A 24,650-nucleotide genomic window follows, 5' to 3' on the forward strand; every position below is an offset into this window, starting at 1 on the left:
CTCACTGCCTAAGCGTTGTCTGGCTTGTACCAACGCACTTGGCGCAACGAGGCGATGCTTCCCGGGTAGGGAGATGTCCATATGGCTGGCAATATCCCACACGGATGCTTGTCGAAACAACGCCATTCCCACCACCGACCAGACAACAGCTTCCAGAGGTAAGCGTCGTCTTCGAACCGTTGCAACACCCGCATGCTGAAAGGCTTGGGTAAGTAGCTCTGGGGAGAGCAACTCATTCAACTTATCTAAGGAGGTGAATGTATCTACTTCTTGGAAAGTACTATCGAGCAGGTCTTGAATGGGCATAAAAAAATCCGATACCAGAGAACTGATATCGGATTCTGCGGCGGGTATTGGACGCTGGGCAAACTAAAGTCTAGCTTTCAATAATAGCCAGCAAACCACTGTGGTTAAGCAATAAATTATCAATAGCATTAGTAAGTTACCCCAACTCATTAACAGGTTGCGCGTGAAAAAAAGTCTCTGGATCGCCTTGGTCCTACTATTTCAAACCAGCGTATTTGCCGAACAACATCCGTTTCAGATCAGCATTATTGGCGATCCCATCGTTTATCAATCCTACTTGCAGTTGGTTGAGGAGAAAGGTGGCGATCCCATGGCGATCAGCGATTACCGCAGTAGCTACTCGTTTCGCCCGTCAATTTCGCTGCTGTTGCTGAAGCAGGCATTAACGCTGGGAGGGTTGGATTTTGAGTTCGACTTTGTCGCCTCCACCACGCCTGCACGTAATATCCGTATGGTGAAGTCTGGCAGCGTGTTGCTGCTGGCCTCTGATATGTGGATCAGCGAGTTCGATAACACGGTGAATCGTTCGCTGCCGGTAGTGAAAAAGGGCGAGTTAACCAAGGGGTTCTTTGTGCACGAAGACTCGCCACTGCTCGAACGTGCCTGGTCATTAACTGACATCCGAGAGGCGAAGGTGCTGGTGGAGAAAACCTGGTACAACGATATCGAAGTTCTAGAAGCACATGGCTTCAGCAACATTCAATTTGCCAACCGTGCCGATGCGATCCTGACCATGGTCAAACGTGGTCGGGCAGATTTCGCATTCTTTGAGTTTCCTGATAATCAGCAGCTCGCCATTGACCACCCCAATGGTCGTTTTCTACCAATCAGTGATTGGCGGGTGAACTTCCAGCAAAGCCGCCACTTTATGGTCTCCAAAAATCATCCCTTGTCTGAAATGGTCAGTGAAGCCCTCGATCGAGGAATGATAGAATTACAAGAGCGCGGCAGCTTACAAAAAGCGCTGGAAGCTGCCGGAGTGCTCAACCCCAGAGTGGCAGCCTGGCAGGCTGTGCCGGTCAGTCAGTAGCGCGTTATTCGTCGTCACTGTTAAGCAGCGTTTGAAGTAACTCGCCATTGAGCAATGCGCGCTTTACTAGCGCCACGCCACCCCAGGCAGGTTGGTCCACTACCTCTGCTTGAACGATGGGCAGGTTGTCGCGAAATGATGCTAATGCTTGATGTTCGACGCATTGGTTAATCGAATCCAGCACAATCTCTTTAGCGCACATCAGCTCGCCGGTAAGTACCACCTTTTGTGGATGAAACAGGTTGATCATGATGGCGATGGCGCGACCAAGCATCTGACCGGTGCGTACCAGCACCTGCCTAGCGACCAAGTCGCCTTCATTTGCCGCATTACAGATGGACTCGATACTCAGCTCATCTACTGACAAGCTACTGGGGCTGCCTTGGGTGAGCATGGTCTCAACCTGTTCGATGATTGCCGGATTCGAGACCAGTGTTTCCAAGCAACCGATATTGCCGCAATGGCACTTTTTGCCGAAGGGATCAATCTGGATATGGCCAATTTCGCCCACATCGCGATGCTGGCTCATAAACACTTCGCCGTTAATGATGATACCGGCGCTGGTGCCGCCATGAACCGAAATAAGCACCGAGTCGAGGCTATCTTTGGTGGCACCATAGTAATGCTCTGCAAGGGCGGCTGCGCGGGTATCGTTCCCTAGATAGACCGGTAGCGAGAAGACGTTTTGCAGGCGTTGCGCTAGCGGGTAGTTACGCAGGCGATAATGGGGTGTATACACCACCAAGCCTTCACCGGGATTGACCAAGCCAGACAAGGTCACTGCGATGGCAATCAACTGTAAAGACTTCGCATGGGATTGAATAAAGCGTTTGAGCAGCCGGGTAAGCTCGTCGGCAACCGGCTCGTCATCTAAGGCATCAAACGCTAGGTGCTCGCTGGCCGCTAAACTACCACCAAGGGTAAACAGGCCGATGTCGGCACAGCCACGGCCTAACTTAAGCGAGACAAAGTGAAAGGCCTGCTCTTCTACCATCAACGAGATAGCTCGTCGCCCGCCGGTTGAGGCCTGCTGAGCGACTTCCTTGATCAGCTTTTTAGCCAGTAGCTGGCGGGTGATCTTGGTGACACTGGCGGGTGCCAATTGGGTTTGTTCGGCGACCTGGATGCGCGATATCGGCCCCTGTTGGTCGATGATGCGATAGACGGTGGCCGAGTTAACTTGCTTGACGTGATCGACGTTGACGATTTGCTTTTTCAATAGAGTGGTCCGTGGCTGCTGTTTAGGTGTTGAAGCGGTGTATCTGCCCTTCAGAGATAGTCAGCCCAACCTTGTAGCGACTATCAAAAGCGGTCAGGTTAGCACAGTAACCAGCTTCGATTTTACCTAATCGTGAATCTTGCCCAATCGCTTTAGCCGGATTGAGCGACGCCATCTGTAGCGTATCGACAAGCGGCAGACCTACCTGCTCTACACAGTGTTTTACCGCGTCGATCATCGTTAAGGAGCTACCACCTAAGGTGCCATCTTTGGAGACGCAGCGCCCTTGCTCGACAAAGATAGTGGTGCCAACAAAATCAAAGCTGTCGATATCCGCACCTGCCGCGGCGGTGGCATCGCTGACCAGGCAGAGCTTGTCGCCGAGCAGGCGGTGGCTGACTCGGATATTGGCATCGGCCACATGCAGCCCATCGGCGATGATCCCACAGGCCAGTTGATGGTCGTACACCGCGCCCACCAAACCGGGATCGCGACCGCTTAAGCTACTCATCGCGTTAAACAGATGGGTCGCAAAGCGCGCTCCGGCGCCGATAAACTCGCTGGCCTGCTGATAACTGCAGTTGCTATGACCGAGCGAAACCAGAATGCCCGCGTCACTTAGCATGGCTACCTGCTCTGGGGTGGTTGACTCTGGGGCCAGGGTTATCTTGGTAATCACATCGGCATGCGCTAACAAGGTGTCGAGGGCGGACTTGTCGAGCGTGCGTATCAATTGCGTTGAGTGGATACCGTGCTTTTCATGGCTAAGGTAAGGGCCTTCAAGGTGTAAGCCCAAGGTTTGGCTATGTGCTGGTTGGTTGCCCATCACCTCAAGCGCTTGCAGCATCATCTCGTCGTTGGTGGTGATCAGCGTGGGAAGAAACGAGGTGGTACCACTGCGCAGGTTGGTTTGATGCATATGCGTTAAGGTGGCATGCGAGAACTCATCGTTTAGCATCACACCGCCGCAACCGTTTAGCTGCAGGTCGATAAAGCCCGGGCACAGGGTCATGCCTGCCAGGTCGATTTGCTGGATGTCTTGGCTAAGCTCGCACGTTGGAAGGAGGGCCGTAATCCCTTGACCTTCGATAATAACGGCGTGCTGGTCGAACAGTTGCTGACCGTCAAAGATGCGACAATTTACTAACGCGTACATGCTACTCCCCTAAAGATTGCGCATATTATCAGATTCTAAGTCTTTGAAGTACTTAACAGTTTTAACTTTAAGCTCCATGGTGGATGGTTCGTCGCAGACGATCATACTTTTCGGATGCAACTGCAGTGCAGAGATTGTCCACAAGTGGTTTACACTGCCTTCGACACCGGCTTGAATCGCCAGTGATTTATTGTGGCCACTGGCTAGAATCATAATCTCTTCGGCATCGAGTAGGGTGCCTACGCCAACGGTAAGCGCCATCTTGGGGACCTCATCAATGTTGCTAAAAAAGCGTGAGTTGGCCATACGGGTGTCATAGGTCAGGGTTTTAATCCGGGTACGGGATGACAGTGAGGAGGCTGGCTCATTGAAGGCGATGTGGCCGTCGACGCCCACGCCCCCCATAAACAGATGGATACCACCGTAGGCTTTTATCTTCTGCTCATAGCGCAGGCATTCGGCCTCGAGATCTTCGGCGTTGCCATCGAGCAGGTTGATGTTTTCGGCGGGGATGTCGATGTGGTCGAAGAAGTTCTGATACATAAAGCTGTGGTAGCTTTCTGGGTGATCCTGAGGGATACCGACATACTCGTCCATGTTAAAGGTCACCACGTGCTCAAAGCTTACTTCGCCTGCACGATGAAGCTCTATCAAGCGGCGGTAAGTGGCCAGTGGCGTGCCGCCGGTAGGGCAACCTAGTACGAAAGGACGCGCTTCGCTAGGGGCATAGGCGTTGATCTTGTCGACGATATAGCGGGCCGACCAATGGCCTACTTGTTGAGCGGTATCTAGGGGGATTAGGCGCACGGTATTACTCCTTTATTCGTTTCTGAAATTAACTTAGCACAATATTTCACGAAGAGAAATAAGCGCGCTTGAAAATCAATGAAATCCGCCTTTTACGTATTTTAAGTCGTTATTTGTCACACTTTTAACGACTGAAAGTTTCCCTTAAGTGAATCATAATTTACATTGCGAAATATGTTTGGGGGAGCACTAAGCTCGAGCAAACACCATCTGTCACCAAACGATTATGAGGGAACTATGTTTAGCTACTTACAAAAAATTGGTCGCGCGTTAATGGTGCCGGTGGCGGTAATGCCTGCCGCCGCTGTACTTATGGGGGTTGGCTACTGGATTGACCCAGCAGGGTGGGGCGGCAATAACGCCTTGGCGGCGTTCTTCATTAAATCGGGTGCGGCAATTATCGATAACATGTCGGTGTTGTTCGCTATTGGCGTGGCCTACGGCATGTCTCGTGACAAAGACGGCGCGGCTGCTTTGGCAGGCTTTATCGGTTTTATGGTGGTCACCACCTTGTGCTCCGCGGGGGCGGTCGCCCAAATTGGGCTGGTTGAAATCACCACTAACTCTGAGCTGGCCTTCTCTAAAATCAATAACCAGTTTGTCGGTATCCTGAGCGGGGTGATTGCGGCGGAGATCTACAACCGCTTCTATCGAGTCGAGCTGCCCAAGGCGCTGAGCTTTTTCAGTGGTAAGCGCCTGGTGCCGATTGTTACCTCAGTGGTGGCCATGGCGCTATCGTTTGTGCTGATGTACGTATGGCCGGTGGTATTTAGCGGCTTGGTTGGCTTTGGGACCCAGGTCACTGAGATGGGCAATGTGGGCGCGGGTATCTATGGTTTCTTCAATCGCTTGTTGATCCCTCTTGGCTTGCACCATGCACTGAACGCGGTGTTCTGGTTCGACTTGGCGGGCATTAATGATCTGGGTAACTTCTGGGCCGGTCAGGAAGCGCTTGATTCAGGCGCAGCGGTACTGGGTGAAACCGGACGTTACATGGCAGGGTTCTTCCCGGTGATGATGTTTGGCCTGCCGGGCGCGGCACTGGCGATTTACCACACCGCTCGTCCCGAGAACAAAGCCAAGGTGGCCTCCATTATGGTTGCGGCTGCCTTCTGTTCATTCTTCACCGGGGTTACCGAGCCGCTCGAGTTTGCCTTTATGTTTGTCGCGCCGCTTTTGTACGTGGTACATGCCTTGCTAACCGGCGTGTCGGTATTTATCGCAGCCAGCATGCAGTGGATTGCTGGCTTTGGCTTCTCGGCAGGCTTGGTGGACTTGGTGCTGTCATCGCAAACTCCGCTAGCTAATCAGCCGCTTATGTTGGTTGCCCAAGGTTTTGTGTTCTTTGTGCTGTACTACTTCGTGTTCAGAGGTCTTATCCTAACCTTTAATCTGAAAACCCCTGGCCGCGAAGCTGCCGATAATGATGAGACTGCACAAGACCCATCCGCTGGCGCAAGCAGCCATGGCGAGGTCGCCGGTTTGGTGCTGCGACTACTCGGTGGCAAAGACAATCTTACCTTGATTGATAATTGTGCCACCCGCCTGCGCCTTGAGGTGAAAGATTCAGACCAGGTAGCCGTAAGCGAGCTTAAAAAGCATGTGCCTGGTGTGATTGTTGCGAGCAAAACCGCGCTACAGGTGGTAATTGGGCCAGAGGTTGAATTTGTTGCTGATGAGCTGAAACAACTAGCCAATGCCTAAGCGCTAAAGGCTATAAACACAAACCCCGCGTCAACGCGGGGTTTTTTATGGCTGCTGCTCAGTGATTTGCTTACTGTTGGAAGGGGTAAACCGAGCCGATATTGAGGATGCGGGTGAGTTCATCCAAGGCGGTACACACCTCGGTGACCAGCTGTGGATCTTTAAGGTCGTCAAAGCTCAAGCGGTCTCGGTAGTGTTTATCGACCCACTGGTTGAGGGTGGTATACAGCTCGTTGTCCAGCAGGGTGTAGGGGTTAACCGCAGATAGCTCTTGATCGGTTAGCGCCACGCGCAGTCGCAAACACGCCGGACCCCCACCATTGCGCATGCTCTGCTTCACATCCATATAGTGAACGTCTTGAATGGGCGTGTTTTGGCTTAGCAGGTCACTGAGGTAGGCAGCAACAGCGGGGTTCTCCTGACAATCGGTAGGCGCAATCAGCGCCATCTTATTATCCGCGAGGCTCACCAACTGGGTATTGAATAGGTAGCTTGTGACCGCATCTTCAACACTCACCTGAGCCGCTGGCACTTCAATAAACTGCAGATCCACATCCGGCAGGGCCTGGCGCATGCGCGCGAGTTGCTTCTCGGTGTCAAGAAACGCTTCTTGGTGGTAGAACAGTACGTTGCGGTTACCCACCGCAATCACGTCGTTATGGAACACGCCCTTGTCGATCACCTGAGGGTTTTGTTGGATGAACAGCGCGGTATCTTCCGACAGGCCATGTAAACGGGCGATGGCTTGGCTGGCCTCCAGGGTTTGCCGGGCCGGGTAGCGGGTGGGCGCGGGCTGGCTGGCGTCGGCCGCAGAGCGTCCGTAAACAAATAGCTCTAGGCCTGCGTCGCCATATTGCCCGCACAGGCGGGTGTGGTTGGCGGCGCCTTCGTCGCCATAATAGTCGTTCTCCGGCAGGTGCTGGTGATGGGCAAAATACTTCGAGTCATTGAATACCGCGCGCAAAATATTGCCGGTAACCTGCGGCTCCAAGGAGCGATGCAGTTTGTTGGTCAGGTTTGCCGGGGTGAAATGGACTTTGCCATCGGTGGTATCGGCGCTTGGAGAGACGGTGGCGGCGTTGGCTGTCCACATGCTTGACGCCGAGTAGGCGGCAAGTAGCGCATCGGGGGCTGCAGAGGCTGCCTGGCTGATAACCTTGGTATCGCTGCCACTAAAGCCGATGCGGCGCAGCAGCTGCAGGTCTGGGCGTTGCTGAGGGGCCAATACCCCTTGCTTAAATCCTAAGTCAGCCAGCGCCTTCATTTTATCGAGGCCCTGCTTGGCGGCTTGCTGTGGGTTGGCAACCTGCTTGGCATTATGCTGCGAGGCGACGTTGCCAAATGAGAGACCAGCATAATTGTGGGTTGGGCCGACCAGGCCATCAAAGTTTACTTCAAAATGCTTCATAAAATTCCTTTTACAACAGCGCACTCCGGTGTATGGTGCGGTGTTTTTCCCTTATCGGAATCCGGGAATGATCCAGTTCTTAGCTATCAAGCTAAGCTAACTACGTCGGCCTCGATGTTAGCAAGTCACCTAAGGGTGGTCGAGTGATTAAAATCTCAGCCAACAGAACACCGGTAAAAAAAAGTGATTGACCTAAAGGGAATCTCGGGCAATTTTAAAAAATAGAACCACCAACAAACCTGCCAACGCTCGGGCAATTGTGGAGAAGAATACGAAAGCATGAGTAGATCACTGGTCATCGTGGAATCGCCAGCCAAAGCGAAAACCATTAATAAGTATCTGGGACGACAGTATGTCGTGAAATCGAGTGTGGGTCACATTCGAGATCTGCCCACCAGTGGCAGTACTACCACCAAGAAGAAAGCCGCCCCTGTTTCTACCAAAGGCCTGTCTGCCGAAGAGAAGGCCCGTATAAAGAAAGAGAAAGACAAAAAGTCGCTGGTCGCGCGTATGGGCGTCGACCCAGAAAAAGACTGGCAGGCTAACTACCAGATCGTTCCTGGCAAAGAAAAGGTCGTTAACGAGCTGAAAGCCTTGGCCGAAGACGCCGACACTGTCTATCTCGCAACGGATTTGGACCGCGAGGGGGAGGCGATTGCCTGGCACCTGCGGGAAATCATCGGTGGCGACGAGCAACGCTTTAAGCGCGTGGTGTTTAACGAAATTACCAAGAGCGCGATCCAAGAAGCCTTCGCCGAGCCCGGCGAGCTGAACATGGCCCGGGTTAATGCCCAGCAAGCGCGTCGCTTCCTCGACCGCGTGGTTGGCTATATGGTATCGCCGCTGCTGTGGAAGAAGATCGCCCGTGGTCTCTCTGCGGGCCGGGTACAGTCGGTGGCTGTCCGCCTTGTGGTAGAGAAAGAGCGCGAGATCAAAGCCTTTGTGCCAGAAGAGTTCTGGGACATCCACGCCGATCTTCAAACTGCTAGCAAGCAAGAACTGCGCATGGAAGTGGTGCGTTACTTGGGCAGCGCCTTTAAGCCGGTCAACCAAGAGCAGGCCGATGTTGCGGTTAAAGCGCTGGAAGCAGCGAAGTATGAGGTGGTTGGCCGCGAAGACAAGCCAACCCGCAGCAAGCCGCGGGCACCGTTTATTACCTCAACCCTGCAGCAAGCGGCGAGCACCCGCATGGGCTACGGGGTGAAACGCACCATGATGTTGGCCCAGCGCTTGTACGAAGCGGGTTACATCACCTATATGCGTACCGACTCGACCAACCTTAGCCAGGATGCGGTCGATGCAGTGCGCGGCTACATCTCGGACGATCTCGGTGAGCAGTATCTGCCTGAGCAGCCACGCCGCTACTCCAGTAAAGAGGGCGCGCAAGAGGCGCACGAAGCGATCCGTCCGTCAGATGTGAACGTGTTAGCTTCAGACTTGGGCAAAGAGATCGATGCTGATGGCCGTAAGCTCTACGAGCTGATCTGGCGCCAGTTTGTGGCCTGTCAGATGACAGATGCGCAATACGATACCACCACCATTACCGTGCAAGCCGGTGACTACCAGCTGCGCGCGAAAGGTAAGATTCTTCGCTTCGCTGGTTGGACCAAGGTTCAGCCCGTTGCCAAATCCGGCAAAGACGGCGATGTGGAGCTACCTGCGCTAGAGTCTGGCGATAACCTCATTCTTGATGCTATCGATCCTAAACAGCACTTCACCAAGCCGCCGGCGCGTTACAACGAAGCCTCGCTGGTGAAAGAGCTGGAGAAGCGCGGTATTGGCCGACCTTCTACCTATGCATCGATCATCTCAACCATTCAAGACCGCGGTTACGTGCGTACTGAAAACCGCCGTTTCTACGCCGAGAAGATGGGTGAGATTGTCTCTGAGCGACTGTGTGAAAGCTTCAGCGACTTGATGAGCTATGACTTTACCGCCGACATGGAGCAAAAGCTCGACTTGGTGGCTGATGGCAACATCGAGTGGAAAGATACCCTGAACAACTTTTATGACGACTTTGTTGGCCAGCTGTCAAAAGCCGAAGCTGATGAAGGCGGCATGCGTGCTAATACCCCGGTGGTGACCGACATCAGCTGCCCTGACTGTGGCCGTCCGATGGGTATTCGTACTGCGAGTACCGGTGTGTTCTTGGGCTGTTCGGGCTATGCCCTGCCGCCAAAAGAGCGCTGCAAATGCACCATCAACCTGATCCCCGGTGAAGAGGCGGTAGCTGCCGACAGCGAGGAGCAGGAAACCGAAGCACTGCGCGCTAAAGAGCGCTGCCCAATCTGTGGCACCGCCATGGACAGCTACCTGATCGATGAAGACCGCAAGCTTCACGTTTGTGGTAACAATCCCGACTGTGAAGGCTACGTGGTTGAAAAGGGCAAGTTCAAGATCAAAGGCTACGATGGCCCAGTGGTTGAGTGTGAGAAGTGTGGCAGCGACATGCAACTGCGCACTGGCCGCTTCGGCAAGTACATGGCCTGTACCAACGAGAGCTGTGGCAATACCCGTAAGATCTTGAAAAACGGTGAGGTGGCGCCACCACGCGAAGATCCGGTACACCTGCCGGAGTTGCCGTGTGAGAAGAGCGACGCCTACTTCGTGCTCCGCGATGGCGCATCGGGCATCTTTATGGCCGCCAGTAACTTCCCACGCTCACGGGAAACCCGTGCGCCGCTGGTCGAAGAGCTGCATCGCTTCAAAGACCGCCTGCCAGCTAAGTTCATCTATCTGGCAGATGGCCCACAGCAAGACCCAGACGGTAACAAAGCCTTGGTACGTTACTCACGTAAGACCAAGGAGCAGTACCTGAGCACTGAAGTAAACGGTAAAGCTACTGGTTGGCGAGCCTACTTCAGCGGTGGCAAGTGGGACATCGAAGACAAGCGCAAGAAGCCCAAGAAGTAGGGCGGTGAATAAGCCATCTCCAGTAGGTGGCTACAAGAACTAAAAAAGCACGCCAAGGCGTGCTTTTTTGTTGGATGGGCCCTTACTTAACAGCGGGGTCGCTAACGCTGTTCTACCACTTCTTCTTAGGTTGGAACAATACATCCAGATCGTCAGCATCCTTCTCGGCCTGTTCTTCAACTGCTTGCTGGCTAACACTTTTAAGCTTGTCTGCCATCTCGCTGTTAAGCTGGCGCATAAAGGTGAGCTTCTCTTCCAGATAAGCATCGCGGTCAGAGAGGTTGCTGAGCACGCCAATGCCTTTGTTAAGTAGTTGCCTTGCGGTGCCCCACTGACGCAGCGCCATCGCTTCCTGAGCGCGATTGAGGGCGTTTTCGATGTTAATCTTGAGTAGCATCAGCTCAAGGCGGCGATCTTCCAGTACAAAGGCTTGTGCGTTGAGCTTGCTTTTGGAGTGCTCAACGCGCAGAACGCCGCGAATCTTTTTCACCAGCTGCAGCATTTGCAGAGCATCTTTATCGTTACCGGGGGCGCGAAAGCGTTGATCGATCTCTTGGCTGGAAGCCTGAATCTGCTGGATCTGACCATTGGTCGCGGCCAGGCGATTCTCCAGGCCTTTTACGCCGGGATCGGTCTTCTTAATTTGCATTAGCGCATCAAGAACACGGCGGTGGAGGATCAGGATCAGCTCTTTGCTATAAGGAATGCGTGATGAGTTAAGCAGCAGCTCTTCGGTTTCGGTGATGATGGCCTTGTATTTGGCCAAGGTATGCCGGCGATCTGCTTCCTGCTGTTGTTTGAATTGCTGGACCATGTTGTAGCCGATAAGCAAAAACAGTAAGGCACCAACTCCCAGCAATATCAGTGTGACTATCATAAGACTAAACGTTACCTTGTAGTTCCATTATTTCTAAGGCAGGCAGAGAGAGAACACGCTTCCGCCAAGTTCTCCACCATTGGCCAGCGATACCTTTCCTTGATCCCCATTGTTCGTATGCGCCGACGCGATTATTTTCGCAAAGTATAAGCCTAGTCCACTTCGGTTCTGCAAAAATTGCGCGGTGACTGCATCTTCGCTGTTGGCCAGCTCAATGATAGAGTCCGGGTAGCCATCGCCATCATCAGATACGCTGATGCTCAGCTTGTTATCGACGATCTGAGCGGAAAGCTTAATCTGATTGCGGCAATAGCGTAAGCCATTTGCCACGATATCGTTAAGTAGGTACTCAAGTAGTATCGGATCGCAGTACCAGGTGAGATCGGGGTCAACGTCAATCTCGAGGGTTTTGCCCAAGCTGCCAACGAGCCCTTGGTGGTTGCTGGCTAAGTCGACCAATAGGTCATCGAGCAGTACTTCTTCGATACTTAGCGTCATCTGCTGCTTATCGTAACGGTAGAGTGCAAGGAGCTGCATCAGGCTGCCGTTTACCCGATTGACCTCGTAGTGCAAGCGCGACAACTGGTCACTGTTGCTAAGGCCTAGGGCTGAAGACTCACGGGCTAGAGACTCGGTTGTCTGAGTCAGCATCGATAGGGAGTTCTTCATGTCATGCACGGCAGTGGCGAGTACCGTAGAGAAGTCTAATTTTTCGTTATTTGCCATCGAGTTAGTCTATAGTTTGACCGTAGCCACAGTGTAACTGAAGGGAAGGTTGCAAGCAAAATCAAAGGCTTTGCACTCGCCCTGATGTCATCTATCAATTAACCCCTATACAGCGTTGTTAGTATGCGATTTCCAGAACTTGAACATTTGGAGAGGCTGATTAATGACTACCCCCAGCATATGCAGGTGGGCGTGCTGTGCCGCGTTGGCGAGCTGGGCTACCCGGTCTATCACCTTCGCCTCGGGAATGCGCCCCTCGATGCGCCTGCACTTTGCTTGGTAGGCGGGGTGCATGGCGTTGAGCGAATTGGTACCCAAGTGGTGTTGGCCTTTTTGCAAAGCTTGCTGGAGCGCCTAAGCTGGGATATCCAGTTAAATGAGCAGCTAGAGCGACTGCGCCTCTATTTCGTGCCCCTGGTTAATCCAAGCGGTATGCAGATGCAGCGAAGGGCCAATGGCAATGGCGTGGATTTGATGCGAAATGCCCCGGTTGAGTCGGATTCGGCGCTGTGGATGATAGGCGGGCATCGAATCAGTGCGCGCCTGCCTTGGTATCGCGGGGCTGCAGGCCAGGAGATGGAGCCGGAGGCCCAGCACTTGCTGGAGTTCGTGATGCAACATGTTGTTGAGTCCAGCCCTAGCACGCTGCTGCTCGATCTACACAGCGGTTTTGGCACCCATGACCGCATCTGGTTTCCCTTGGCCTGCTCAAAAACACCGATTCCCCATTTAGCGCAGGTGTATCAGTTGCGCGAGCTGTTCTTTCGAAGCTATCCCCACCAGGCTTATTTGTTCGAGCCCCAAGCGCTGCATTACTGCACCCATGGCGATATCTGGGATTATGCCTATGGCGATAGTTTTGATAAGGGTAAGACGCTGATTCCCTTAACACTGGAAATGGGCTCTTGGCGATGGCTAAAGAAAAACCCCTTGCAGCTATTTTCGTCTCTGGGGCTGTATCACCCCATGAAGCCCCACCGTGTGCAGCGGGTGCTGCGCCGGCATTTGGTGCTCATGGATTTTCTTATGCGAGCGGCGATCAGCTACCCGCAATGGCAATGCGGTGACAATGCCGAGCAGAGGCGTCGTGACGCGCTGGCGTTTTGGTATAAAGAGGGTGAACGATGACAGCCGACATCGTGCTTATCAGAGGTATCTTTCGTAATCAGGCGCATTGGCTGGACTGGCCGGAGCGCCTAGCCGCGCGCTTTCCAAGCTCGCAAGTGATCTGTGTTGACCTGCCTGGCAACGGCAGACTGAATCACTTAGCGAGCCCGCTTAACAGCTATAGCGCCTGTCAAAGCTTTCGGATTCAAGTGCGCTTGCAACAACCTGAGCCACGGCCTTTGCATTTGGTAGCCATTTCGATGGGGGCGATGTTGGCGCTGGATTGGCAGCGCCGCTATCCCCATGAAATTGCAAGCTTGACCTTGATGAACACCAGCGTAGCCAACCTGTCATCGCCACATCAGCGATTAAACTGGACCATCTGGTGGCGTTTACTCCCGCTGTTGTGGTCGGGCACCGAGGCCAGCGAGCGGAGGATCTTAGCGCTTACCAGTAATGCGCAGTCAGCTCGGGAACGCGCGCTAGCGGGGTTTATCGACGCAAAGCGGCGCTATCCGCTCACTGGGATGAACATGCTGAGGCAGGTAGTGCTGGCCAGCAAACTTCGCGCATTGCACACGCCGCACTGTCCCTGCTTGCTGGTGAGTTCCGAGCAAGACCGGCTGGTCTCCGCGCGTTGCAGTGAAGTACTCGCCAAGTTTCTCGGTGCGTCGGTGTGTCGTCATCCTTGGGCCGGGCATGATTTGCCTCTGGATGCGCCTACCTGGCTGGAACAACGGCTGGAAATTTGGTTAGCTGAAGTAACTTGAGTGTTATCGAGTTGGTTTTGTTTGTTTTTGCAGCGATTCACCAACCAGAAAGCTAGGGAGATGATTTTGCCGCAAAATCTACGTAAGATTCGCCGGCAATCAGGATTTAAGCGATGACTAAAAGACTTTTTCTTCTCTCCTTGCTGCTTGTTACCAGTGTGGGTAACGCAGCGAATCAGCTCACTATCACCGGTACTGAGGGCGCCTACCTTGAGCTGCGCTTGGCGCTGGACAGTCTTCAACATACCCAGCTCTCATCCCAAGATAGTTCAGGCGATGCCCAGCGCTTGGTGGCGCGCATTCAAACTCAGCAGTGCTTTGCGAAAACGCTCAACCGGTTGCTCGGTAGCGTGCTGGTGGTAGATATCCGCACCCCGAAAGCGCTTAGCGGCGCAAACGTGCAGGGGCAGATAGATGGCTGGCAGATAGAGATTGGCTTTGACCCCAGCTGTGAGGATCAGCTTGTGCAGATCTTACTGCCCTTCGAGCAGGGCTTTGATTCGCAATGGGGGCGTATCGTCTCTGAGTCCAGCGCGTGTTGCGGCGAGATCCGCCAGGCCAACGGCTTTTTTATGCTGCACCACAGTAACGATATCTATCTGCTTACGCCCATCGAACCGACACCTGAGCGTGCCCAGCGCTACTGGCGAAACTTTTACGCGCGTTAGTCAGCGAAGCGCCGCCTGTCGCGAAAGTGTCACACTACTGTCACCAAAGTTTGATTAGCTCGGTGCCAATTCTGCGTGACAAATCGAGACCGTGGCAAAGTTAAAAAAGCTGAAGCGATATCAGTACGAGCGCTATGCCATCCTCTGTCGGTTGGCCTACCCAAACAACGACATCGAACAGTACCCATTAAGCGAGTTTGGTATTCGCGAGATCTTTGACCGCTGGGGAAGACCCACGGTGCGGGTGTTTTGGCAAGCGCAAAAAGAAGAAGTCATCGTGGTGTTTCGTGGGTCTTTGTCGATTTCAGACTGGCTGACTAACTTCTACTTTGTGCCGGTGACCTACCAACACGGCGATGTGAAGTACAAGATCCACGCCGGTTATCAGAGGCTGCTGAGTCAAATTAGCTGCCCGCCCGATCGCGTCGACACCATCAAAACCGTCGAACAAGAGATTATTGATACCCTCACGCCATTAGTGGAGCAGGGCAAGCGGGTCAGTCTAACCGGCCACTCATCCGGTGGAGCAATTTCGGTACTGTTGGCCGATCGCCTTGAGCGACGTTGGAATGGCTGTATTAAACGGGTGGTCACCTTTGGCCAGCCCAGTTGTGGGCTTTGGAGCTTTAAACGAGGCTATTGCTTGCATCGGCGAACCTACCGGGTGGTGTGTGACCTTGATGTGGTGAGTTTTCTTCCGCCACTGCCGATGGTGTATTGGCACGTTGGCCGAATGCTGTGGCTACACAACGAGAAGATCTACGAGAACACCTCAGCGGTATTCCGCTTTAGCAAATCGTTGCTCAGTTGGCTGATGATGCCCATTAGCTATCACTTCATGCGCAAGTATATTCGCAACAAAGACTTATTTGACGAACATTGAGCAAGTGCACGCTTTGGGTATCTGGTTTAGGGAACGAAGAACTATCGTTACCTTCGCTGCGTCTAACTAATGACAAACCCAACTGCATTGGAGCGTCATTATGGTCACGCCATCACCGCCGATCCGCACTCACTTTGTCGCACCCGCCCGAGTATGGTCACCCGCGAGTCGGGTGATTGCCACGAAAAAGCCTTTAGAAAAAACCGAAGATAGAGCGATTACCTGTTTTGCGGGGCAAGGACACGCAGTAAGAGGGCGCTAGCTTTAGGTAGTCCGCTGTGCGGTTATAGCTTATAGCGGATATGCATTTCTCAGCGCGCGCTCAGATGCTTAGCATGGTCACTCAAGGAGGACCTATGCTGGGTAGAGTAGTTTTAGTGTTGCTGGTGATTGTTAGCCTGTTCGCCGCCGCCAGTAGTTCAGGATTAAGCAAGGCGCTGTTTGAGCTGGTGGGCTTTGTGTCGGTGGCGATCTTACTGATCCAGTATGTGCGTCGCCGTGAGGGAGGCCGCTAGGCAACCTCCCAAGTATCAAATCAAGCAAACGCCATCGGGCTGCTAGCTCAACAGCTGTAGCTCTTCGAAAATGGCAGGACGCATTACCTTCGCAACCCGTCGTCCCTCTGCCATCGCCTCTTCGGCGCGATGAAAGTCCATCACACCAATCTCACCCAGCTTAGGGTTCAACAGCACTTCCGGTGGATCGCCCGCCATGCGCGCGCGCGCCAAACGCTCTTGCATAATATCGATAGACGCCGACATCACACCCACCATGCCGGGCGAGCGGGCATCGTTGTTGAGGTTAACCTTGGTGAGCATCGAGTTGATAAAGTCTTTGCCGCCCCCGAGCAGGCGCCAAAAGCCGTTGTCCGGGTCATCTGGCGTACTTGGCTGTACCAAACCGCCGTTCTCCGAGCGCAACAATGACTCACTGCGATGATAGCTGTTCAGGTTAACCGCAATCACCAGCTCCGCGCCCAAGGCGCGACAGAGCGCGACCGGCACGGGGTTAACTACCGCACCATCGACCAGCCACTGGCCATTGCGTTGGAAGGGGGCCATCAGGCCGGGCATGGCACAAGAAGCGCGCACCGCGTCACGAACTTTGCCTTGTTGTAGCCAGATCTCGCGACCCGTCTCGAGATCGGTAGCAACACATGCGAAACGATGGGGGAGGTCTTCGATGTTAGAGGAGCCGAGCTGCTGCTCTGCGGCGTCAAATACCTTGTCGCCGGTCACCAGCCCGCCTTTGTGCAGAGAAAAATCCATTAAGTTGAACACGTCCCAACTCGACAGTCCCAAGGCCCATTTCTCGAGGGTATCGAGTTGACCGCCGGCGTAAGCTGCGCCAACCAACGAGCCGATAGAGCAGCCGGCGATCACGCTGGGGCGAATGCCCATCTCTTCGAGTTCTCTGATGACACCGAGGTGTGCCCAGCCGCGGGCGGCGCCGCTGCCTAGTGCAAGTCCGATTACTGGCTTTCGCTCTGCCATGGGATTTCCTGTTGCATGTGATGAGTTAGAACTGAGAAAGCACCAATAGCACTGAGCGAGCCCACTGCTATTGGGTGATAGGGTTATGATGCGCGAACAAGTCCTTGAAAGTCCATAGCTTTGTAAAGGGCTTTGCTTAGCTGAATGTCGCAGATTGAGTGAGCCACCTCAGAGCGCCTGAACAAAATAACTGGATAAATATCCAGGTGGTTTGTTAAGCTTACTGCAGATTTTTACAGTAAGAGACCTTTCCGTGATCGCGCAACTATCTGGAACACTGATTGAAAAGGCCCCACCGTTTGTGGTCATCGATGTGAATGGCTTGGGCTATGAAGTTCAGCTACCGATGAACTGCTTTTATCAACTGCCGGAGCTAGAGCAACCGGTTAAGCTGCTGACCCATTTTATCGTTCGCGAAGATGCCCAGTTGCTTTATGGTTTTAACGATCACCAGTCCAGAACCCTGTTTCGTGAGTTGATTAAGGTCAACGGCGTAGGTCCAAAGGTGGCCTTAGCCATTCTCTCAGGGCTTACCAGCGAACAGTTTATCCATGCGGTGCAATACGACGATGTGAGCTCCTTGGTGAAGGTGCCGGGTATTGGTAAGAAGACCGCTGAGCGTCTACTGGTTGAGATGAAGGACCGCCTGAAGAATCTGGTGGCTGAGCTACCGGCTACGCCAATTGCTGACAGCATGGCGGTCAATGGTGACCTCTCATTCCCGGTTAATGCGGATGCCAGAGCTGAAGCTGTGGCTGCGTTGGAAAGTCTCGGCTACAAATCGGTTCAAGCCGACAAGCTGGTGAAAGCCTGTTATCGTGAAGGCATGTCCAGTGAAGAGTTGATCCGCGATGCGCTTAAGGCCGCGTTGTAAGGAAAGCAGATGATTGAAGCCGATCGTATCATCAGTGCCAGCGCCATTAACGAAGAAGAAACCGTTGATCGCGCGATCCGCCCCAAGCGCTTGGCCGATTACACCGGACAGCCGGTGGTGGTGGAGCAGCTAGAGATCTTTATCGAAGCGGCCAAGCGCCGTGACGACGCCCTCGACCACTTACTGGTGTTCGGGCCGCCGGGGTTGGGTAAAACCACCTTGGCCAACATCATCGCCAATGAGTTGGGCGTGAACATCAAAACCACCTCCGGGCCGGTCTTGGAAAAAGCTGGCGATTTAGCCGCGCTTCTTACCAACCTAGAACCGGGTGATGTGTTGTTTATTGATGAAATCCATCGACTTAGCGCGGTGGTCGAAGAGGTGCTTTATCCGGCAATGGAAGACTATCAGCTGGATATCATGATCGGCGAGGGCCCCGCTGCCCGCTCAATCAAGCTGGACCTACCGCCATTTACCCTGATTGGCGCAACCACACGCGCTGGCATGCTCACCTCGCCGCTACGCGATCGTTTCGGGATTGTGCAGCGGCTCGAGTACTACCGTACTGAGGATCTTGCCACTATCGTCAGCCGCAGTGCCCATTACCTTAACGTCGGCCTGGACCAAGAGGGCGCCTTTGAGGTGGCCAGGCGCTCGCGAGGCACGCCTCGGATAGCCAACCGCTTGCTACGTCGGGTACGTGATTTTGCCGAGGTAAAACATGAAGGCAAGATCGACCAGAAGATCGCAGCGCAATCACTAGAGCTGCTGAACGTTGATAGTGCTGGCTTCGATTACATGGACCGTAAACTGCTCGAGGCGATTATCGATAAGTTTGGCGGTGGGCCGGTGGGCTTGGATAACCTGGCCGCTGCCATCGGTGAAGACAAGGAAACCATCGAGGATGTGCTCGAACCTTTCTTGATCCAGCAAGGTTACATTCAACGCACGCCACGCGGGCGTATTGCCTCAGACCGTGCCTATCTGCACCTCGGTTTAGATCGCAAATAGTCACTTTTAGAAGCTGCAGAAGTGCTTGATTAGCCGCCTATTAAGACAAATTAGTCATAATTTAGGCAGTTAACACTGGAATTGGACGATGCAGCTCAAAATGTTGGCCTTGCTTCTTAACCTGTAGGACTGCGCTGTGTATAGTAGTTTGCGCTGCAAGTTAACGAGATAGTCAATGTCTAGTTTAGCCGTTCGTGTCTATTACGAAGATACCGACGCTGGTGGTGTGGTCTACCACGCCAACCACATCAAATATTTTGAGCGCGCGCGCACCGAGTGGTTGCGCGAGCGTGGCTATGACCAGGATCGTCTGATGGAAGATGATCTGTGCTTTGTTGTCCGCGATCTCGCGGTGCAATACCGACGCCCCGCCTTGTTCAACGACTTGCTGCAAGTCACCACCGAAGTTTCTGAAGTAAAGCGCGCATCAGTGCGCTTTTCCCAAGCCATTTTTAACTCTCAGCAACAACTGATTGCCGAAGCGACTGTAACGGTTGCCAGTGTTGCGCTATCTGCCATGAAAGCTTGTGCTTTACCGGCTGAAATTAAAGAGGAATTCATCCGTGCACGCTAATATGTCGATCCTTGGGCTATTCTGGCTCGCCAGTCCATTGGTCAAAGTGATTATGCTGGCGCTGCTTGCCATGTCAGTGGCCTCGTGGGCCATGATCATCAACCGCATTAAAACCTACAAAAACGCCAAGGGTTCGGTGAAACGTTTTGAAGAACGTTTTTGGTCAGGAGTCGATCTTAATAAGCTCTACCAAGAAGCGAACGCCCGCTCAGACCAGTTACAGGGCATGGAGCAGATTTTCCATTCGGGCTTCCGCGAGTATATCCGTCTGCACAAGAGCGGCACCAAGAGTGTCGATGCAGTACTGGAAGGCAGCTACCGCAGCATGCGCGTTTCGGTGTCGCGCGAGGTTGAGTCCTTGGAAAACCACCTACCTACGCTGGGCAGCATGGGCATGATCAGTCCTTATATCGGCCTGTTCGGTACCGTATGGGGGGTGATGAACGCCTTCGTTGCGCTGGGTGAAGTGCAGCAAGCGACGCTGGCGATGGTGGCGCCGGGTATGGCGGAATCGCTGATCGTGACCGCTGTGGGCCTGTTTGTCGCTATCCCAGCCGTAACCGCCTACAACCGCTTTACTGCAGCAGTGGCCAAGCTTGAGAACGACTACGTTAACTTTATGGACGAGTTCTCGGGCATCTTGCATCGTCAGGCGCATGCGTCGGGCAACTAGGGACTTGTGATGAACCAATATCGCCGTACCCGTCGCAGAACCGAAGCCACCATCAACATTGTGCCTTACGTGGATGTATTGTTCGTACTGTTGGTGATCTTCATGGTGACCGCACCGCTGATCACCCAAGGGGTGAAAGTTGATCTGCCGCAGGGAAGTGCCGAGCCCCTGCCAGAAGAGAGCAATGCGCCACTGGTCGCCTCGGTGGACGAAAATGGCCTTTACTACCTCGATACCGGTGGCGATAACGACGATTCGCAGATCTTATCGGCCGATGATATACAAGCGTTGGTGATCGCCCATCTGCAACTCAACCCGGATGCGCCGGTGGTGGTGCGTGGTGATAAGAATGTTCGTTACGAGCAAGTAATTAATCTGATGGTGCTGTTGCAAGAAGCAGGTGTGCCTTCAGTGGGTTTGATGACTCAACCAGAGAACTAGAAGCAGGGTAGCCTTGAAGTTTAAGTTTGGTACTTCATTATTTCTTTCCACCGTGTTGCACTGTGTTGTCCTCGGCGTGTTACTGTGGTCGGTAAATATTGAGCGGGTAAAAATGAAGCCTAAGCCCAGTGCGCCGGTCATTAATGCGGTGGCTGTTCAGCAGTCACAGATTGATGCCCATGTTGAGCAACTGAGGCAACAGCAACAGCAAAAACAGCAGGCGGAACAGGCGCGTATCGAAAAAGCTGAACGAGAAGCGGAACTTGCGCGCCGTCAACGCATCGAAGAAGAGAAGCGCATCCGCGAGCTGGAACTGAAAAAACGTCAACAAGAACAAGAACAAGCGCGCGCCGAAGAGCAAGCGCGCCGGGCTCGAGAAAAGCAGCGCCTTGAAGAAGAGCGGGCCAAACAAGCGGAAGCTGAGCGCAAGCAACAAGAAGAGCAGCGCCGGATCGCTGAAGCTGAACGTAAGAAGCAGGAAGAGCAAAAACGCATAGCAGAAGCGGAAGCCAAAAAGGCTGAAGAGGTGCGCCAGCGCAAGCTAGAAGAACAGCGCAAGGCGGAAGAGGCGGCGCGTAAGGCTGAAGAGGAGCGCATCGCGAAAGAGCAGGCTGCTAAAGAGGCCGCCGAGCGAGCCGCTGCCGCGGAAGCCGAGCGTGTTCGCCAAGAGCAAATCGCTCAGCAGGAAGCGGCCTTTGAGCAGCAGATGCAGCAGGAGATGGCCGCAGAGAGCAGCGCTCGCCAGCAGCGCCGCGTGCTCTCAGAGGTTGAACGGTATCGTGCATTGATCTTGTCGGCGATTCAGCGCAACTGGCGCACCGACAATAGCATGCAAGGCAAAGAATGTAAGCTCGAGCTGCGGCTCGCGCCATCCGGGTTCGTGATTTCCGTGGACCAGGGAGTAGGGGACAGACGCGTTTGTGAATCTGCCGTCAGGGCGGTAAACAGTGTTAACAGTTTACCGGTGTCGGACGACCCAGAAGTGTTTGCACAAATGCGAAATATTACGCTTATCTTAAGACCGGAATAATAGGAATGATGAAAAGACTGATGCTGACGTTTGGCCTGTGGCTATGCAGTATTGCAGGGGCTCAAGCCAGTTTGGAAATTGTCATCACCGAGGGCGTTGACAGCGCCCGTCCCATTGGGGTTGTCCCCTTTGATTGGCAGGGCTTTGGCGACGTGCCCTTGGACATCTCCAAGGTGGTCGCTGACGACCTACGCCGCAGCGGCGCATTTAACCCCATCGCGGTCAATCAGATGCCACAAACCCCCAAAGACGACAGTGAAGTAGACTTCGATGCGTGGGCGGCATTGGGCGTTGAAGCGGTGCTTGTGGGCAGTGTGGTTGCCGCTGAGCAAGAAGGTCAGTACACAGTCAGCTACACCTTGGTGGATATCCTGCGTGGGCAAGCAGCGGGCAATCAAGAGCTGCGCGATGGCGTGTTGGTTCAGACCTTTGACCACGTGCTATTGGATCGTTTCCGCACCGTTAGTGAGCCGCAGATGCGCCAGATGGGGCACCTGATTTCAGATCGCGTTTACCAAGCCTTGACCGGCGAGCGTGGTGCGTTCTTAACCCGCATCGCCTATGTGGTGGTTGATGAGAACGCCAGTTATCCCTTCCAGCTGCGCGTAGCAGACTACGACGGCTTTAACGAAAGCACCTTGTTACGCTCGCAAGAGCCGCTGATGTCGCCTTCATGGTCGCCAGATGGCCGTAAGCTGGCTTATGTGAGCTTTGAGAACCGTAAAGCCGAGATCTACATCCACGATATCTACAACCAGCAACGTGAGCTGGTGAGCTCCTACCCGGGGATTAACGGCGCGCCGCAGTGGTCACCGGATGGTAACTCGTTGGCCTTAGTGTTATCTAAAGGTGGCCAGCCAGATATCTATGTGATGGATCTAGAGACCAAACAGCTTCGTCAGCTAACTAAAGGCCGTCGCATTGATACGGAGCCGACTTGGATGCCGTCTGGCAAAGAGCTGCTGTTTACTTCAGAGCGTGGTGGTAACCCGCAAATCTACAGCGTGAACCTCGATAGCAACCGCATTAAGCGAGTGACTTGGGAAGGCGATATGAACCTGGGCGGCAGTGTGGTACCCGATGGTTCGGCGTTGGTGATGGTTAGCCGTGTGAATGGCGAGTTCCGCATCTCGCGCCAAGATTTCGATACAGGATACGTACAAGTGTTAACGCGTACGCGTTTGGATGAGTCACCAACTGTTGCGCCCAATGGCAGCATGATCATGTATTCCACCGTAGCCGGTGGAAAACAAGTGCTGGCCTTGGTATCAATGGATGGTCGATTTAAGGCAACCCTACCGGCGAAGGCGGGCAACGTCCGCGCGCCAGCATGGTCGCCGTTTCTTAACTAGAAAACCTTAATAAGGAAAATAATAATGCAATTAAAAGATCTGTTGAAAGCAGCATGTTTAGGTGTAGCTGCGCTGGGTCTAGCGGCATGTAGCTCTAACTCAGTAACCGACAGTGACGTTAGCTCACAAGAAAGCACTGGTGGCAGCCAACAGGTAGGCGAAGGCGCGCAACAAGGTGGTGCTGACGTTGAGATTGATGGTGTATCGCCAATCCTGACTGCAGAAGAGCAAGAACGCCAGCGCGTTGAAGCAATGCGTCAGGAAAGCCAAGTGGTTTACTTCGAATTCGACCGCTCTGAAATTAGCGGTGAGTTCATCGAAATTCTAGAAGCACACGCTGCATACCTGTTAGACAACCCATCGGTAACTGTTCTGATTGAAGGTCACACCGATGAGCGCGGTACGCCTGAGTACAACGTTGCCTTGGGTGAGCGTCGTGCTAAAGCTGTAGCTCGTCACCTGCAAAGCCTGGGTGTGCTGGCTTCACAAATCTCAACCGTAAGCTACGGCCAAGAAAAGCCAGTTAACAGCTCGCATACCGAAGCTGCTTGGGCTGCTAACCGTCGCGCGGTTCTCGTTTACTAATCTCGTGTTAGGCGATTGACTATGAGAATTAAGACTATTGCGGCTACCTTGGTAGCCGCTTTATTTTCTACCCACGCCACAGCGGCCGCTCCGGTGGTTGATGCCAGTGGTACAGACGCCTCTGAAACGCACCGTGTGGCTGTGACCAGCGATTTAACGGTGACCCAGCGGGTAGAGCGCTTAGAGCGCATGCTAACCGCGCGTAATCAGGTTCAGCTGGATATGCAAAACCAACTGGACGAGCTGCTCGATAGCGTAGCGGTTCTGATGGGCCAGATGGAGCAAAACGATTACGAAATGCAGCAGATGGTGCAGCGCCAACGCGAAATCTACCAAGAGTTGGACCGACGCTTCGCCCAGCTAAATACCGCTGCCGCTAAGCCTCAGGTTCAAGCGCCAGTTGCTAGCGCTAATGAAGATGAAGCCTACGATGCGGCTGTGGCCTTGGTGATGGAGCAGCGTGACTACGACGCGGCGATACCGGCGTTTGAAGCGTTTATTAGCAGCTACCCTGAGTCAGGCTATGCCTCGAACGCTCACTATTGGTTGGGCCAGCTACACTTTACCCGTGGCCAGCGCGATCAAGCCTCTACCCAATTCGAAATTGTGGTCGATCGATTCCCTGAATCTAACAAAGCGGCAGAGTCCTTACTAAAATTAGGCACCATAGCTACTTTCAATAGTGATCAAGGAAAAGCCAAGCAGTATTTTGAGCGGGTTTTGAGTGAGTATCCGGGTAGCAGTGCAGCCGGTTTGGCGGAAAAAGAATTGGCCAAGCTTGGTTAAATAAGCGCTTGAAAAGCTGTAATTTTCAGCAAAATGTTCGGCTTTTCATCGGATGCGTTTATTAAACCGCCGCTTGGAAAAAAAGATGCAAAATAAAGTTGCACACGAACGCTAAATCCGTATCATAGGCCGCCGTTGAGACGGGGCAGGCAGCAAGCCTGAAACGCATCAACTTTGAAAGATACAATGTGGGTCGTTAGCTCAGTTGGTAGAGCAGTTGACTTTTAATCAATTGGTCGAAGGTTCAAATCCTTCAC

26 protein-coding genes are annotated in these 24,650 nt (G+C 53.4%); 18 read left to right on the forward strand and 8 right to left on the reverse strand.

Going from position 1 to position 24,650, the window contains the following annotated elements; genetic code table 11:
- On the reverse strand, positions 1-306 hold a 306-nt coding region (locus G462_RS23390), incomplete at its 3' end, for a transposase domain-containing protein (RefSeq protein ID WP_169720190.1).
- A gap of 163 nt (positions 307-469) precedes the next feature.
- On the opposite strand from G462_RS23390, the gene G462_RS0118480 reads away from it, so the two are divergent.
- A complete protein-coding gene (locus G462_RS0118480) occupies positions 470-1,336 on the forward strand; it encodes a type 2 periplasmic-binding domain-containing protein (RefSeq protein WP_026960304.1) in 867 nt (288 codons plus the stop codon).
- A 4-nt stretch (positions 1,337-1,340) separates the two neighbouring features.
- Here the strand turns inward: G462_RS0118480 and G462_RS0118485 are convergent, their stop codons facing one another.
- From G462_RS0118485 to nagB, 3 genes are read right to left on the reverse strand one after another with little or no spacing between them, the layout of a single operon-like run.
- Positions 1,341-2,555 (reverse strand): ROK family transcriptional regulator, encoded by a 1,215-nt coding sequence (locus G462_RS0118485; protein ID WP_026960305.1) that lies wholly within the window; start codon positions 2,553-2,555, stop codon positions 1,341-1,343.
- A gap of 22 nt (positions 2,556-2,577) precedes the next feature.
- Positions 2,578-3,711 carry an N-acetylglucosamine-6-phosphate deacetylase gene (gene nagA, locus G462_RS0118490; protein WP_026960306.1) on the reverse strand — a complete coding sequence of 378 codons (1,134 nt, stop codon included), beginning with the start codon at positions 3,709-3,711 and terminating at the stop codon, positions 2,578-2,580.
- Between the two features lie 9 nt (positions 3,712-3,720).
- The gene (nagB, locus tag G462_RS0118495; RefSeq protein WP_026960307.1) at positions 3,721-4,518 is read right to left on the reverse strand and encodes a glucosamine-6-phosphate deaminase; all 798 of its coding nucleotides are present in this window, start codon (positions 4,516-4,518) and stop codon (positions 3,721-3,723) included.
- 237 nt (positions 4,519-4,755) lie between these two features.
- On the opposite strand from nagB, the gene nagE reads away from it, so the two are divergent.
- Positions 4,756-6,222 (forward strand): N-acetylglucosamine-specific PTS transporter subunit IIBC, encoded by a 1,467-nt coding sequence (gene nagE / locus G462_RS0118500; RefSeq protein WP_026960308.1) that lies wholly within the window; start codon positions 4,756-4,758, stop codon positions 6,220-6,222.
- A 70-nt stretch (positions 6,223-6,292) separates the two neighbouring features.
- Here nagE and astB read toward each other — a convergent pair whose 3' ends face one another.
- Entirely contained in the window at positions 6,293-7,630 is a 1,338-nt protein-coding gene (gene astB / locus G462_RS0118505; protein ID WP_026960309.1) for an N-succinylarginine dihydrolase, read from the reverse strand.
- A 279-nt stretch (positions 7,631-7,909) separates the two neighbouring features.
- Between astB and topA the strand changes: the two genes are divergently transcribed.
- Complete coding sequence (topA, locus tag G462_RS0118510; protein ID WP_026960310.1) at positions 7,910-10,543, forward strand: type I DNA topoisomerase; 2,634 nt, start codon at positions 7,910-7,912, stop codon at positions 10,541-10,543.
- 112 nt (positions 10,544-10,655) lie between these two features.
- Here topA and G462_RS0118515 read toward each other — a convergent pair whose 3' ends face one another.
- Positions 10,656-11,420: a hypothetical protein gene (locus G462_RS0118515; protein ID WP_026960311.1), complete on the reverse strand. Its 765-nt coding sequence runs from the start codon at positions 11,418-11,420 to the stop codon at positions 10,656-10,658.
- 33 nt (positions 11,421-11,453) lie between these two features.
- A complete protein-coding gene (locus tag G462_RS0118520) occupies positions 11,454-12,146 on the reverse strand; it encodes a sensor histidine kinase (RefSeq protein ID WP_026960312.1) in 693 nt (230 codons plus the stop codon).
- Positions 12,147-12,269: 123 nt separating this feature from the next.
- Here G462_RS0118520 and G462_RS0118525 point away from each other — a divergent pair, with 123 nt between their 5' ends.
- From G462_RS0118525 to G462_RS24585, 6 genes are all read left to right on the forward strand, one after another.
- A complete protein-coding gene (locus G462_RS0118525; RefSeq protein ID WP_026960313.1) occupies positions 12,270-13,274 on the forward strand; it encodes a M14 family zinc carboxypeptidase in 1,005 nt (334 codons plus the stop codon).
- The gene (locus tag G462_RS23395) at positions 13,271-14,023 is read left to right on the forward strand and encodes an alpha/beta fold hydrolase (RefSeq protein ID WP_051326865.1); all 753 of its coding nucleotides are present in this window, start codon (positions 13,271-13,273) and stop codon (positions 14,021-14,023) included. The genes G462_RS0118525 and G462_RS23395 overlap by 4 nt, the downstream gene beginning before the upstream one ends.
- A 113-nt stretch (positions 14,024-14,136) precedes the next feature.
- Positions 14,137-14,691 carry a hypothetical protein gene (locus G462_RS0118535; protein ID WP_157378673.1) on the forward strand — a complete coding sequence of 185 codons (555 nt, stop codon included), beginning with the start codon at positions 14,137-14,139 and terminating at the stop codon, positions 14,689-14,691.
- Positions 14,692-14,782: 91 nt separating this feature from the next.
- Complete coding sequence (locus G462_RS0118540; RefSeq protein ID WP_035478326.1) at positions 14,783-15,574, forward strand: lipase family protein; 792 nt, start codon at positions 14,783-14,785, stop codon at positions 15,572-15,574.
- A 69-nt stretch (positions 15,575-15,643) separates the two neighbouring features.
- The gene (locus G462_RS24580; protein ID WP_157378674.1) at positions 15,644-15,787 is read left to right on the forward strand and encodes a hypothetical protein; all 144 of its coding nucleotides are present in this window, start codon (positions 15,644-15,646) and stop codon (positions 15,785-15,787) included.
- A 143-nt stretch (positions 15,788-15,930) separates the two neighbouring features.
- Complete coding sequence (locus tag G462_RS24585) at positions 15,931-16,089, forward strand: hypothetical protein (protein ID WP_157378675.1); 159 nt, start codon at positions 15,931-15,933, stop codon at positions 16,087-16,089.
- Between the two features lie 42 nt (positions 16,090-16,131).
- On the opposite strand, the gene rssA is transcribed toward G462_RS24585, so the two are convergent.
- Positions 16,132-17,067 (reverse strand): patatin-like phospholipase RssA, encoded by a 936-nt coding sequence (gene rssA, locus G462_RS0118550; protein ID WP_026960316.1) that lies wholly within the window; start codon positions 17,065-17,067, stop codon positions 16,132-16,134.
- Positions 17,068-17,320: 253 nt separating this feature from the next.
- On the opposite strand from rssA, the gene ruvA reads away from it, so the two are divergent.
- The 9 genes from ruvA to ybgF all read left to right on the forward strand — a co-directional run bounded on the left by ruvA (position 17,321) and on the right by ybgF (position 24,393).
- Positions 17,321-17,941 carry a Holliday junction branch migration protein RuvA gene (gene ruvA, locus G462_RS0118555; protein ID WP_026960317.1) on the forward strand — a complete coding sequence of 207 codons (621 nt, stop codon included), beginning with the start codon at positions 17,321-17,323 and terminating at the stop codon, positions 17,939-17,941.
- Positions 17,942-17,950: 9 nt separating this feature from the next.
- Positions 17,951-18,952 carry a Holliday junction branch migration DNA helicase RuvB gene (gene ruvB, locus G462_RS0118560; protein WP_026960318.1) on the forward strand — a complete coding sequence of 334 codons (1,002 nt, stop codon included), beginning with the start codon at positions 17,951-17,953 and terminating at the stop codon, positions 18,950-18,952.
- Between the two features lie 175 nt (positions 18,953-19,127).
- Positions 19,128-19,526, forward strand: coding sequence for a tol-pal system-associated acyl-CoA thioesterase (gene ybgC / locus G462_RS0118565; RefSeq protein ID WP_026960319.1), 399 nt, complete (start codon positions 19,128-19,130; stop codon positions 19,524-19,526).
- Positions 19,516-20,199 carry a protein TolQ gene (tolQ, locus tag G462_RS0118570; protein ID WP_026960320.1) on the forward strand — a complete coding sequence of 228 codons (684 nt, stop codon included), beginning with the start codon at positions 19,516-19,518 and terminating at the stop codon, positions 20,197-20,199. The genes ybgC and tolQ overlap by 11 nt, the downstream gene beginning before the upstream one ends.
- A gap of 9 nt (positions 20,200-20,208) precedes the next feature.
- Complete coding sequence (tolR, locus tag G462_RS0118575) at positions 20,209-20,640, forward strand: protein TolR (RefSeq protein ID WP_026960321.1); 432 nt, start codon at positions 20,209-20,211, stop codon at positions 20,638-20,640.
- Positions 20,641-20,653: 13 nt separating this feature from the next.
- Complete coding sequence (tolA, locus tag G462_RS24080; RefSeq protein WP_026960322.1) at positions 20,654-21,670, forward strand: cell envelope integrity protein TolA; 1,017 nt, start codon at positions 20,654-20,656, stop codon at positions 21,668-21,670.
- A 5-nt stretch (positions 21,671-21,675) separates the two neighbouring features.
- Positions 21,676-23,022, forward strand: coding sequence for a Tol-Pal system beta propeller repeat protein TolB (tolB, locus tag G462_RS0118585; RefSeq protein WP_026960323.1), 1,347 nt, complete (start codon positions 21,676-21,678; stop codon positions 23,020-23,022).
- Positions 23,023-23,046: 24 nt separating this feature from the next.
- Entirely contained in the window at positions 23,047-23,607 is a 561-nt protein-coding gene (gene pal, locus G462_RS0118590) for a peptidoglycan-associated lipoprotein Pal (RefSeq protein ID WP_026960324.1), read from the forward strand.
- 21 nt (positions 23,608-23,628) lie between these two features.
- Positions 23,629-24,393 carry a tol-pal system protein YbgF gene (gene ybgF, locus G462_RS0118595; RefSeq protein WP_035478329.1) on the forward strand — a complete coding sequence of 255 codons (765 nt, stop codon included), beginning with the start codon at positions 23,629-23,631 and terminating at the stop codon, positions 24,391-24,393.
- The last annotated feature ends 257 nt before the right edge of the window (positions 24,394-24,650 follow it).

Source organism: Aliagarivorans taiwanensis DSM 22990, from assembly GCF_000429505.1.
Taxonomy (GTDB): domain Bacteria; phylum Pseudomonadota; class Gammaproteobacteria; order Enterobacterales; family Celerinatantimonadaceae; genus Aliagarivorans; species Aliagarivorans taiwanensis.